At 65.7% G+C, this 11591-nt stretch carries 11 protein-coding genes and 1 pseudogene; all 12 read right to left on the reverse strand.

Annotated elements, in window-relative coordinates; all coding sequences use genetic code 11:
* Nucleotides 1-85: 85 nt before the first annotated feature.
* Nucleotides 86-1141, reverse strand: a complete 1056-nt coding sequence (locus CCR82_RS09690) for an FAD:protein FMN transferase (protein ID WP_201245475.1) — start codon at nt 1139-1141, stop codon at nt 86-88.
* Nucleotides 1131-2096 carry a glutathione synthase gene (gene gshB, locus CCR82_RS09695; RefSeq protein ID WP_201245478.1) on the reverse strand — a complete coding sequence of 322 codons (966 nt, stop codon included), beginning with the start codon at nt 2094-2096 and terminating at the stop codon, nt 1131-1133. Before gshB ends, CCR82_RS09690 begins: the two co-directional genes overlap by 11 nt.
* A gap of 76 nt (nt 2097-2172) precedes the next feature.
* On the reverse strand, nt 2173-2931 hold the full coding sequence (locus CCR82_RS09700; protein WP_201245480.1) for an efflux RND transporter periplasmic adaptor subunit: 759 nt from the start codon (nt 2929-2931) through the stop codon (nt 2173-2175).
* Nucleotides 2932-2939: 8 nt separating this feature from the next.
* Nucleotides 2940-4046, reverse strand: coding sequence for a TolC family protein (locus CCR82_RS09705; RefSeq protein ID WP_242513383.1), 1107 nt, complete (start codon nt 4044-4046; stop codon nt 2940-2942).
* 100 nt (nt 4047-4146) lie between these two features.
* The gene (polA, locus tag CCR82_RS09710) at nt 4147-7032 is read right to left on the reverse strand and encodes a DNA polymerase I (protein ID WP_201245482.1); all 2886 of its coding nucleotides are present in this window, start codon (nt 7030-7032) and stop codon (nt 4147-4149) included.
* A 5-nt stretch (nt 7033-7037) separates the two neighbouring features.
* Complete coding sequence (locus CCR82_RS09715; RefSeq protein WP_201245483.1) at nt 7038-7772, reverse strand: 16S rRNA (uracil(1498)-N(3))-methyltransferase; 735 nt, start codon at nt 7770-7772, stop codon at nt 7038-7040.
* Nucleotides 7773-8027: 255 nt separating this feature from the next.
* Nucleotides 8028-8381 (reverse strand): TusE/DsrC/DsvC family sulfur relay protein, encoded by a 354-nt coding sequence (locus tag CCR82_RS09720; protein ID WP_201245485.1) that lies wholly within the window; start codon nt 8379-8381, stop codon nt 8028-8030.
* A 199-nt stretch (nt 8382-8580) separates the two neighbouring features.
* Complete coding sequence (locus tag CCR82_RS09725; protein WP_201245487.1) at nt 8581-9048, reverse strand: DUF302 domain-containing protein; 468 nt, start codon at nt 9046-9048, stop codon at nt 8581-8583.
* A 70-nt stretch (nt 9049-9118) separates the two neighbouring features.
* The gene (locus CCR82_RS09730) at nt 9119-9583 is read right to left on the reverse strand and encodes a hypothetical protein (RefSeq protein WP_242513384.1); all 465 of its coding nucleotides are present in this window, start codon (nt 9581-9583) and stop codon (nt 9119-9121) included.
* Between the two features lie 136 nt (nt 9584-9719).
* Nucleotides 9720-10583, reverse strand: coding sequence for a hydrogenase nickel incorporation protein HypB (gene hypB, locus CCR82_RS09735; protein ID WP_201245491.1), 864 nt, complete (start codon nt 10581-10583; stop codon nt 9720-9722).
* 133 nt (nt 10584-10716) lie between these two features.
* Nucleotides 10717-11106 carry a hydrogenase maturation nickel metallochaperone HypA gene (gene hypA, locus CCR82_RS09740; RefSeq protein WP_201245493.1) on the reverse strand — a complete coding sequence of 130 codons (390 nt, stop codon included), beginning with the start codon at nt 11104-11106 and terminating at the stop codon, nt 10717-10719.
* A 92-nt stretch (nt 11107-11198) separates the two neighbouring features.
* Nucleotides 11199-11591 (reverse strand): annotated as a pseudogene (locus CCR82_RS09745) (hypothetical protein); the annotation flags it as partial.

The raw sequence follows: 11591 nt of genomic DNA on the forward strand, positions 1-11591 counted from the left end.
TTGGAGTGCCCAGCCACGGCTGTCATCGCTTGTTTCCGCAGAGTGGGATTCGGAAGCAGGGTGGAATGAGATCAGGCGGGCGTGATCAAAAGCTGGACTCCAGCGGCGAGCGGATGACCTGCTCGGCGTCGGTATCGAGCAATTCGAGCAGTTCGGCCATCGCTGGGGTCATGTGGAGCCTGCCACCCTCGTCGATCAGCAGGACGTAGCGAATACCCATTCGACCCGCGATGCGCGGCCAGTCATCAGGCCCGGCGATCATCAGCGCATGCGCCGCCGCCGCCGCCGTCAGTCCATCGCCTTCATGAAGTACGGTCGCGGAGAGGACACCGCAGGCGGGACGACCCGTGCGAGGATCGAGCACCGCATGATAGACCTCGCCGCGATAGCGGAAGTTGCGCTGCTGCGCACTCGCGGTGAAGAGGCTGGCATCGCCACTGACGTCGAGGATACCGATCACGCCGCTTCCGCTCGCGCGCGGCACCGGGATGCGCCAAGCCCGCCCGGAGCGGCTGCCGATGGCGCGCACATCGCCACCGACGTTGATCATGGCGCTGTGCACCGCTTGGGCGCGCAGCGCATTCACGGCGAGGTCCATCGCATGGGCGGTCGCGACCATGTCGAAGTCGAGCTGCACGGCCGGATTGTTGCTGCGCAGCTCGAGGCCGTCGAGTTCCAAATCCGCCATCGTCGGTTGCACGTCAAGCAGGGCGTCGATGGCGGCCTGGTCCGGTGGCGGATTCGAGGCCGGGTTGGCCCGATCGAGCCCCCAGAGTTGGAAGAACCGCCCCATGGCCGGATTGAAGAGTCCATCGCTCGCGCTGAACAGGGTCTGGCTGCGGGCCAGGAGCCGGATCAGTGACGGCGGTGCCGCAAAGGGTTCGCCACTCGGCAGCTGCGCGTTGAGGTGCCGCATGTACTCGGCACCATGCCCATGCAGCGTCTGGTCGAAAAAGGCGAAGTCGCGCTTGACCTTGGCCGCAGCGTTTGCAGCGCGTTCGCGCTGGGTGCCGACGATACTGAGATCGACCCGGGTGCCGAAAGCCGGAAACTGGGTGGTGTAGACCGGCACGTCGCCACTGCCGCAGCCGGCGATGAGCGCGACCAGGAACAGGATGGTGGCGCGCGCATCAGCGCGCATCGAGGCGAGCCTCGATCGCGGCCATGAAATCCTCGGCGATGGCGGTGTCGCGCGCGCGATCGATCTCGCGGATACAGGTCGGGCTGGTGATGTTGATCTCGGTGAGCCAGTCGCCGATGACATCGAGCCCGGCGAAGAGCACGCCACGGGCTTGCAGTTCCGGGGCGACCTGGGCGGCGATCCAGCGCTCGCGCGCGCTGATCGGGCGCACCTCGGCGCGGGCGCCGGCGGCCAGATTGCCGCGCGATTCGCCGGCGCCCGGGATGCGCGCGAGGACGAAGGGCACCGGTTCACCGTCGACGATCAGCACGCGTTTGTCGCCGTCGGCGATCTCGGGCAGGAAGCGCTGGGCCATGCAGAAGCGCTGGCCGGCGCCGCGACTCGCGCCAATCAACGCCTCGATGATCACCGAGGTATTGGGATCGCCGACGCGGACGCGAAAGATCGACTGCCCGCCCATGCCGTCGAGCGGCTTGAGCACGATCTCCTGCTGCTCGGCGAGGAAGGCGCGCAGCACCTCGGCGTGGCGGCTGATCACTAGGGGCGGGCAGCAGTGGGGAAAATGCGCCGTGAAGGCCTTTTCGTTGGCATCGCGCAGGGCCTGCGGGGCGTTCACCACCAGGCAACCGGCGGCCCGCGCCAGCTCCAGCAGGTAGGTGGCGTAGATATATTCCATGTCGAACGGCGGGTCCTTGCGCATCAGCACCGCGTCGAGCTGGGCCAGCGGCTGCGCGCCGATGGGCTCGAGGCGATACCAGCCCGCCGGGTCATCGGTGACCTCGAGGTGTTGCATCCGCGCCTGGACCTTGCCGTTGGCGAGGAACAGATCGGCCAGTTCCAAATAGTGGAGCGACCAGCCCCGCTGCTGGGCCGCAAGCAGCATCGCGAAGGTGCTATCTTTATGGATCTTGATGGACCCGATGGGGTCCATGACGACGCCGAGCCTGTAGTTCATGCGCGCAGTGTACCCCAGAGCCCAAGCGGCTGTTAACGTGGAAAAGAAACCCCGGCGCGCGGGGGAGCCGGGATGATTACGGCAGTGTCACCTGCACGAACTCAGAGGGCCTGAGGATCTCATCGGGCTGGCTCTCGAAGATTACATCCAGCTCATAGACCGCTCCTTCGGGGTCGATGCGCACCGCCTCGACGCCGAGGCTATAGATGAGTCCATCGCGTACTCGGCCCCGGACATTGATCTTGGCTGGCTGCCCGGGACGGTAGCGGCGCAGGATGTCGGAGGTGACCAGCACGCGCGCGAGCATCTGGCTGGTGGGCGCCACCGCGATCAACGGCTGCTGCTGCAGCGTCTTGTAGATCACCGCACCGCGATAGGCATGCTTGGCGACGATGATACCGTCGAAAGGAGCGCGCAGTTCGGTGCGCTCCAAGAGCACATCGGCGGCGGCCTGCTTGGCCTTTGCCGACTCCAGCTCGGCGGCAGCGGCGGCCTCGAGCAGCTCGGCGTCCTTGAGTTCCTCGCTCGCGATCAGGCCGCGATCGAACAGCTCTTGCGTGCGTGCCAGCTCGCGCTCGGCGTCCTCGAGGGCGATGACAGCGCGGGCGACGCCGGCCTTGGCCTCGAGACTGCCCGCTTGGGCTTCGCGTTGGTCCATGCGCACGAGCAGCTCGCCTTGATCGACATGCTGGCCGGGCGTGACCAAGACGTCATCGACGACGCCATTCTCCACCGCGCGCAGCTCGACCTTGCGCACCCATTCGAGGCGACCGCTGAGTTGGAGTGCCGCTGCCGCATGGCTGGTGAGCACACACAGCAGGAGAGCGCCAATCATTCGTTTTTTCACGGTATCAGCCCCTGCAGTGCCTGCAATTCGGCGCGGGTCAAGGCGCGGCAGAAGGCGACCTCTCGTTCATCGCGTCGGGCCTTGGTCTGCTGGCTCATCGAGAAGCCGAGATCGGCCTGGGCCTCGAGTTCGTACAGGGTGCGGCTCTCATCGAGCTTGAGATCACGCCAGTCGGACTCGCTGCGGGTCTGTTCGGCGATGATGTCGAGCAATTCGAGCCGCGTGAGCAACTCCAAGGCGCGCTCGCGCACGGCCATGCGCACGAGGGCCTGCTCGGCCCCGCCGCGCCCTTGCATCAGCGCCCGCAGACCGGGGTTGTTCTCGAGCGCCGTGGCGACGATCGCGTCGAGTTCTGGCGGCTCGGCCTGAGCCGGCTCCAGCGTCGGAGTGATGAGCTGCCGAGGCAGTGAAGTCGGATGCCCCAAGGCCGTCGCCAGCAAGGCGCGGGTGACGCGCTGCGCTGCTTCGCTGGCGGCGCGCTGGCGGCGGATCCGTTGATAATCGGCTTGCAGCTCGGCGGTGCGCAGGGGCGAGAATTGCCCGAGTTCCTGGCGCGCCTCGGCGCGGTCGAACTGGATGAAGGCCACGGCCATGGCCTCGTTGTCGCGCGCGAAGCTGAGGTCGGCCAGCAGCACATCGAAGAAGCGCTGCATGATCTCGAGCCGCTGGGCCGCGACGCGCCCGAGCAAGCCCGACCAAGAGACATCGCGTTCGGCGTCGTTGCCACGCGCGCCGCTGAAAGCGAGTGAATGGCAGCCGAGGTAGAGCGGCTGCGCGCGTGGCAGGTCGAATCGCATGGCGGGCGATGAGCGCGTTCCGGTCGCGTCGGCGGCGCCATTGTGATCAGTGCTGTTGCCATCAGCCACCGCGTTGCGAGCGGCTGCCGTCACGCGCGGATGCGTCTCGGCAAAGCCGAGCGCCTGCTCCAGGCTGAGCGGATCGGGCACCTCGGCTGGCGCCTCGTCGGCGTTGGTCGTCGCTGGAATCCACAGCAGCATCAGCCAAAGGACGGTTGCCAAGGCGAGGGTGACGGGGCCGGGAAGGCCATCACCGAGGTCGCCCGGCCGCCGAGGGGAATGATGAGCGTTCGACGATCGCCTCATGGCCGTGATCTCCTCATGCTGAATGTTGCTGCGGATTGAGGCGCACCATCACCCTCGCGCTCGACATCTCAGGTGGTGAACGCATGCACGTGCTCACTGTTCAGTGTGCCTCCTCCCAATTGTCACCGACACCAGCCTCGACCAGCAGCGGCACCGCCAGCTCGGCGGCGTCTTGCATCAGGGCGCAGATCTGCTCCGAGGACGCTTGCGTGGCTCCCTCGGCGACCTCGAACACCAGCTCGTCGTGCACCTGCATGATCATCCGCACCGGTGGCTGCTCGCGGCGAATCCAGGCGTCGACCTGAATCATCGCGCGTTTGATGATATCGGCTGCGGTGCCCTGCATCGGTGCGTTGATCGCGGTGCGCTCGGCGGCGCTACGCAGTTGATGGTTGCTGTGACCGATGTTGGTGAGGTAGAGCCGGCGGCCGAACAGGGTCTCGACGTAGCGATCCTGGCGCGCCTGCTCGCGGGTCTTGTCCATGAAGGCGCGCACGCCGGGATAGCGGGCAAAGTAGGCATCGACATAGTCCTGCGCCTCCTGGCGCTCGATGCCGAGCTGGCGCGCGAGCCCGAACGCGGACATGCCATAGATGAGGCCAAAGTTGATCGCCTTCGCCGAGCGGCGCTGCTCGCCGGTGACCTCCTCGGGCTGCAGGCTGAGGATCTCGGCGGCGGTGGCGCGGTGGATGTCCTGACCGGCGGCGAAGGCCGCAAGCAGGCGCTCGTCGCCAGAGAGATGCGCCATGATGCGCAGCTCGATCTGCGAGTAATCGGCAGCGAGCATGCGAAAGCCCGGCTCCGGCACGAAGGCGCGGCGGATGCGCCGCCCGGCCTCGCTGCGGATCGGGATGTTCTGCAGGTTGGGATCGCTGGAGGAGAGCCGGCCGGTTGCCGCGACGGCTTGGTGATAACTGGTGTGTACGCGGCCGGTCTCGGGATGGACCATCAGTGGCAGCTTGTCGGTATAGGTCGAGCGCAGCTTGGTGACGCCGCGGTGCTCGAGGATCAGGCGCGGCAACTCGTAGCCGTCTTCGGCGAGCTTTTCGAGCACGGCCTCGGAGGTGGACGGGGCGCCCTTAGGCGTCTTCGCCACCACCGGTAGCTTCAATTGCTCGAAGAAGATGGCGCCGATCTGTTTCGGCGAACCCATGTTGAACCGGCTGCCAGCTTCGGCATAGGCGCGCTCTTCGAGTTCGGCGGCGCGCTCGGCGAGGTCGCGGCTCTGGGCCTTGAGTTCATCGACATCGACGCGCACCCCGGTGCGCTCGATGCGCGAGAGCACCGGCACCAGCGGCATCTCGATCTCGCGGTAGACCCGCGTCAGGCCCGGCAGGGCCTCGATACGCGGCCAGAGGGTCCGGTGCAGCCGCAAGGTGATATCGGCATCCTCGGCCGCGTAGGGGGCTGCGGTCTCGAGCGGGATCTGGTCGAAGGTCAGCTGTTTGGCGCCCTTGCCGGCGATGGTCTCGAACGTGATGGTCTCTTCGTCGAGGTACTTCTTCGCCAATGAGTCCATATCGTGCCGGGTCGCGGTGCTGTCGAGCACGTAGCTCTGCAGCATGCTGTCGTGGGCGAGGCCCCGCAGCTCGATTCCGGCGCGGGCGCAGACGCTCATGTCGAACTTCAGGTTCTGGCCGAGCTTGGGGCGCTCGGCGTCTTCGAGCAGCGGCTTCAGGGCGCTGAGCACCTGCTCGCGATCGAGCTGATCGGGCGCGCCTGGGTAATCGTGCGCGAGCGGGATATAGGCGGCCTGGTGCGCACTCACCGCGACCGAGACACCGACGATCTCGGCGCGCATGTAGTCGAGGGCGTTGGTTTCGGTGTCGAAGGCGATCAGCTCGGCCTGGCGCAGTAGCTCGAGCCAGTCGTCGAATTCGGCCTGGGCAAGGATGGTTTGATAGTCCGCTTCGGGCTGCTGTGGCGCGGCGGCTGTGGGCCATTGTGGCTGGCCGAGCCCGTGCTCGCCGGTCGTTGATGAGCCGCCCCCGTTTTCGTCCGCGGCGCCAGCGCTGCCCAGAGGTCCACCGACAGCCAAGTCTCCAAACAAGCCTCCTTCTAAACCACCAGCTGCACTGCCAGCTGCGCCAGCATGTTCAGTGCCGGCGGCCCCGCCCGTCCTGGTGCCGGCGTCGCCATTCAGGGTCGCCAGCAGCCGTTTCGATTCGATGCGCTCGTACCAGCTGCGTAGGGTCTCGCGGTCCGGCTCGCTGGGGCGTAGGTCGGTCGGTGCCAGTTCCAGTTCGACATCGCGCTTGATGGTGGTGAGCTGGCGCGCGAGCGGAAGCTGGTCGAGCGCCGCGCGCAGATGCTCACCGACCTTGCCCTTGATCGCCTCGGCGTGGCTGATCACGCCATCGAGATCACCGTATTGCTCGATCCACTTGACGGCGGTCTTCGGGCCGCATTTGGGCACGCCGGGGATATTGTCGCTGCTATCGCCCATCAGGCTCAGATAATCGATGATCCGCGCCGGCGGCACGCCGAACTTGGCCTTCACGCCCTCGGGGTCGAGGACGGTGCCGCTCATGGTGTTGATCAGGGTGATGCGCGCGTCGACGAGCTGGGCCATGTCCTTGTCGCCGGTCGAGATCAGGGTGCTGAGGCCTTGATCGGCGGCGCGGGTGGCGAGGGTGCCGATCACATCGTCGGCCTCGACCTCGGGGATCTCGAGCAGCGGCAGGCCCATGGCGCGGATGATCGCCTTGAGTGGCTCGAGCTGCTCGCGCAGCTCATCCGGCATCGGCGGGCGCTGGGCCTTGTAGTCGGGATAGAGCGCGTCGCGGAAGGTCGGCCCGGGGGCATCGAAGACGACCCCGATGTACTCCGGCGCGGTCTCGTCGATGAGCTTGCGCAGCATGTTCAGCACGCCGATCAGGGCGCCGGTGGCCTCGCCTTGGGAATTGGTCAGCTTCGGCAGCGCGTGATAGGCGCGAAAGAGATAGCCAGAGGCATCGATCAGAACGACGGCGTACGGGGAATTCATCAGTCTTAAAGCGCTCTAAAGTCGCCCCATAGGGTCTGCATGGCGGCGATGGCGGCGAGGGGGGCGGTTTCGGTTCGGAGCACTCTGGGGCCCAGCCGAACCGGCGTGAAGGCGCGCGCCTGGGCCTGCTCGCGCTCCTCGGGCGTGAGACCGCCTTCCGGGCCGATGAGCAGACTGATGTGCTGCTGCGGTGGCGGCAGTTCGGTGAGGGTTTTGTCGGCGGCGTGATGCAGCAGGATGCCTCCCGTGGGGGCTTGGCCGAGCCAGGCCTCGAGTGTCACTGGCGTGGCCATGGCCGGCAGCCGTCGGCGCCCGCTCTGCTCGCAGGCGGCGATCACCACCCCCTGCCAGTGCTGGGCGCGTTTGGCCAGGCGTTCGCCGCTCAGCCGCACCAGGGTGCGCGTCGAGAACAGGGGCTGGATGCCGCTGACGCCGAGTTCGACCGCCTTCTGGATGGCGAGATCCATGCGTTCGCCGCGTGAGATGCCAAGCGCGAGGGTGATCGCCAAGGCGGGCGCGGGCTCGGGCTCGCTGACATCGAGGAGACGCACCGCGACCTGGCCGCGCGTGCGGGTCTCGATCTCGGCGCGGTAATCCCGCCCGTCGCCATTGAAGAGCGTGAGCGACTCGCCGGCGCCGAGTCGCAGGACTTGGGCGGCATGTTTCGCCGGACGCGGCTCGAGTTCGATGCACTCGCCGATGCGCAGTGGCTGTTCGGTGTAGAGGCGATTCTCACGCATGCTCGGTTGAATGCGGGTTGGGGCTGTGCAGGCATCGCGTGCGGGCGATTCAATGCGTGCCAGCATACTGCAATCAGCACGCGATCGCTGGTTGACCGGGCCGCGAAATCGCGCGATGGCGCTGAGAGGAGCGTCCACGAAAAGGCGCCCGGGACCGAGGTCCGCGAGCGCCCCAAGAGAGTCCGTCAACTGCTTCCCGACTTGGTCGCCATCGTCTGGCGACCATCGGCAAGCAGAACAATCGCCAGCAGGGCGTCAGCAGGAGTGGCAGTAATGGTTTGGCAGGCCAGCAATGCGGCAAGCCTGTTTGCAGCCACCGTTGGGGAACAGCCCTTCGAGCTTCTTGCGCGTGCAGGGCGTGTGCTGGGAGACCTTCTCGCCGATCGCGCGGATGATCACCTTCGGCGAGGGCGGGATCTCGTGGAAGGCATAGTATTCGCGCAGGAATTCGATGACGGTCCAATGGCACTCAGTCAGGCTGAGGCCTTCTTCTTGCGCCATCGCATAGGCGAGGTCGTTATCCCAATCGTCGAAGTGGGCTAGGAACCCTTGTTTGTTGAGTAGGACGTCGCGTCCGGCCATCTCGCCAACAGTATTCATCGCAGTCATCGGTTACTCCTCCACCTGGATGGGTGGATATCCCGGTTTTTCGGTTCGGGATGCCGTTGGTAGTCCATCGGCTTATTGGTGTATTAGGGAGTTGTGGAACAGCATTCTTGGCTGCTGTCAAGGAAATATAGACCTTTCTGGCGCGTTTTGCAGGTGAAAAACCGATATCTCGATCAATGACTGAACAAATAGGGCTGGCCTACCAGCTGATGGCCTCTTTGGCGATCTCTTCCAGCATCGTCGCGACCTCTTGCATGGCCGGGCTGGCGTCGGTCTCCGCGCTTGGGATCTGGCGATGGGCGACATAGGTCGTCTCGGGTTCGCCGGGCAGCGTGTAGACCGCGATGATGAACGGGCAGTTGACGATTCGGCGCGGGTCCTCGCTGATCATCTTGCGTGAGAGCACGGCGCTGCAGAATTCGATCGAGTCGGCCTGGTCGAAAAGGGTGTCGCCGAGATCGAGGTCAGCGCCGGTGCGCTCGAGCATCTCGTTCATGTGCATCACGTTGTTGATGAACATGCCGCGCTGCTGAATGGCCAGCTCGAGACCATCCATCACATCGGCGAAACCGCTCTCGCTGGTATAGACCGCATAGTCATCGGCCAGCGCCTGGCTGGCGGCGCAGAACAACAGCAGGCTCAGCAGAAATCGTTGCAATCGGGTCATGGGGCGGCGTGCTCCTCGAGTCAGCCCCGCAGCGGGCTGGCCGCCGCGGGTGGAGTGGGTGGGGCGGGTGTCAGTATTGCTCCATGGGGCGGAAGGCAGGCGCCGAGGGCCAGCCCTCGTGATCGCCATCACTGCGGTCCTGCGGGGGCTGCTGCCGGCTCGTGGCCGTGTTACGCGATTCGAGTTGCTCGATGCGCCGCTTCAGAGCCTCGATCTCTTGGTCCTTGGCGTTCTCGCCAGCACGCGAGCCAGAACGGGAACCAGAGCCGGAGCCTTGTGCCGGCTGTGCTGGCGCTATCTGGGCCGAGGGGGCGCCATAAGCAGGCGCGCCATAGGTTGGAGCTTGAGCGCCGTAACCGGGAGCACCATAACCGGGCCCTCCATAGCCTGGAGCGCCATAAGGTCCGTAGCCATGGCCACCATAGGGGCCATAGCCAGGGGCGCCATAGGGACCGTCACCATAAGGCCCCCAGGGGCCGTCGTCGTAATAGTAGTCGTTATCATTGCCGCCAAACCAGCGGCCAGGGTTGAACATGTCGCTAAAGCCGGCAGTCTGTGCGGCCGGTGCGGCGATGACAAGGATGGCCGTTAAAACCAGGGACTTTCTAACGGGATGCGGCACGATTGACAAAGCGGGATCCTCCATCCGGGTCACTGAGCTGATCATCGTTCTATTGAAGGGGATGGCCCGCGTGCGGGCCATGCGCATGGGAATGAGTGTGGTGTTCGTGACGGGCGCCGTCGGGCTGGACGCTTGGGCGTGCGGTCTTGCCTTCGGCGCGGCGCGCGCTTTGGGCCGCGACCTCTTGGCGCAGCCAATCAAGCCAGGGCGCGAGCCGCTCCTGGCCGCTGCGGGTTGCGACCCGCTCGAACGGCACCTGACTGGCGAGGTGGCGCAGATAGCCTTCGGCGCGTTCCGGGTCGAACTCATCGAGCACCGGCAGCAGATCGGCCTTGCTCAGCAACACGAGGTCGGCGGCGCGAAACATCACCGGATACTTGGCCGGCTTGTCATCGCCCTCCGGCACCGACAAGAGGGTGACATTGCGATGCTGGCCGAGATCGAAGCTGGCCGGGCAGACCAGATTGCCGACATTCTCGATGAACAGCAGATCGATCTCGCTGAGATCGAGCTGGTGCAAGGCCTCGTGAACCATGTGCGCGTCCAGATGGCAGGCGCTGCCGGTGGCGATCTGGATCGCCGGCACGCCCTTGGCGCGGATGCGTTCGGCGTCGTTCTCGGTCTCCAGGTCGCCTTCGATCACCGCGATGCGCAGCTCGCCCCGCAATGCCTCGATGGTGGCCTCGAGCAGGCTGGTCTTGCCGGCGCCGGGCGAGGACATCAGGTTCAGCGCCAGCACGCCCTGGCGGTCGACGTGCTCGCGATTGTGCAGGGCTTGGTGGTCGTTCTCATCGAGCAGGCTGCTGAGCACGGCGACCGCGGCGCGGCCATCGGCGGTCTTGGCATGCTTGCCGTCGGCGCGCACGAGATGTTCATTGCCGGGGGTGATGTTACAGCCACAGGTATCGCACATGATGGTCTCCGCTTTGGGGGCGCCGCTTGGGTGGGGTGCGTCGGCCTTCGCTCAACGCGTCGATGCCGACTATAGCAGCGCCGCGTCATACGCATGCAAGGCGCTGGGAATCTGGTGAGTCGCGCGGGCGCTTTCAAGCGCTTGTGCCATCCTCGTCGGCGTCGGCATCGAGCTGATCGGGGATGCTCATCTCAAGGCTGGCCAGCAGCATCTCGTCGCCGCTGGTGAGCCGCGTGTGATAACTTCCACAGCCGGCGCACAAGAGCCGGTTCGCGCTCGCCTCGCTTTCCTGTCCGCAGTCGACGCAATGCACGCGCACCGGCGCCGCCTCGATCTCCAGCTCGGCATGCTCGGCCAGGGTGCCGGCCGCCGCCAGGGGGTAGGCATTGGCGAGCAAGGGTGCCTCGACGCCGGAGAGTGGCCCGATGCGCAGCCGAATGCGCTCGACCCGCTCGGCGCCGTGCTCCTGGGCGATGCGCTCGACCTGATCGAGCAAGGACAGGCAGACCGAGAGTTCATGCATGGTTATAAGCCTTCGGTGGCTGTTGGTAGACGCGTATTGGCGGCTTGGCGTTGCCCGACGTGAGAGCATTGGAGGGGCACGGCAAATCCGTTCTAACCAGCGGTCGCCAATCGGGCGTCGTGGGGTGGGGAATTTGCCGTCATGCCCAGATAATCGAAGACGCGGCGGACCTTGCGCGCGAGCTTATCGATGGTCGCAGCCACGGAATCCTTGGATTTCGCCTTGATCAGCCCGATGGCGAAGCGTCGCAGGCGGGTGATATTGGCGGGACCATGGCCGGTGCGGATGGTGCAACGATCCTCATCCCAATTCCAGTCAAGGATCCAGTGATGGGCCTCGACCCCCCAGTGTCCACGGTTAAAGCCGAGCAGGCGCGCGGGAGCGGCACTGTCGGGGGTGTGATCGGTGACACCATAGACGGTCTCGATGGAGACCTTGCCGGTTTTCTTCTCAATGGTGTGTCGCTCAATGGCGAAGATCTGGCC

The sequence above is a fragment of the Halochromatium salexigens genome, assembly GCF_016653295.1.
In the GTDB taxonomy this organism is placed as follows: domain Bacteria; phylum Pseudomonadota; class Gammaproteobacteria; order Chromatiales; family Chromatiaceae; genus Lamprobacter; species Lamprobacter salexigens.

What these genes read in the sequence shown, in the direction of transcription:
- hypB (WP_201245491.1), bottom strand. Translation starts at nt 10,583, where the DNA reads ATGTGCGATACCTGTGGCTGTAACATCACCCCCGGCAATGAACATCTC.
- CCR82_RS09705 (WP_242513383.1), bottom strand. Translation starts at nt 4,046, where the DNA reads ATGAGGCGATCGTCGAACGCTCATCATTCCCCTCGGCGGCCGGGCGAC.
- CCR82_RS09715 (WP_201245483.1), bottom strand. Translation starts at nt 7,772, where the DNA reads ATGCGTGAGAATCGCCTCTACACCGAACAGCCACTGCGCATCGGCGAG.
- hypA (WP_201245493.1), bottom strand. Translation starts at nt 11,106, where the DNA reads ATGCATGAACTCTCGGTCTGCCTGTCCTTGCTCGATCAGGTCGAGCGC.
- CCR82_RS09725 (WP_201245487.1), bottom strand. Translation starts at nt 9,048, where the DNA reads ATGACCCGATTGCAACGATTTCTGCTGAGCCTGCTGTTGTTCTGCGCC.
- CCR82_RS09720 (WP_201245485.1), bottom strand. Translation starts at nt 8,381, where the DNA reads ATGACTGCGATGAATACTGTTGGCGAGATGGCCGGACGCGACGTCCTA.
- CCR82_RS09700 (WP_201245480.1), bottom strand. Translation starts at nt 2,931, where the DNA reads ATGATTGGCGCTCTCCTGCTGTGTGTGCTCACCAGCCATGCGGCAGCG.
- CCR82_RS09690 (WP_201245475.1), bottom strand. Translation starts at nt 1,141, where the DNA reads ATGCGCGCTGATGCGCGCGCCACCATCCTGTTCCTGGTCGCGCTCATC.
- polA (WP_201245482.1), bottom strand. Translation starts at nt 7,032, where the DNA reads ATGAATTCCCCGTACGCCGTCGTTCTGATCGATGCCTCTGGCTATCTC.
- CCR82_RS09730 (WP_242513384.1), bottom strand. Translation starts at nt 9,583, where the DNA reads ATGTTCAACCCTGGCCGCTGGTTTGGCGGCAATGATAACGACTACTAT.
- gshB (WP_201245478.1), bottom strand. Translation starts at nt 2,096, where the DNA reads ATGAACTACAGGCTCGGCGTCGTCATGGACCCCATCGGGTCCATCAAG.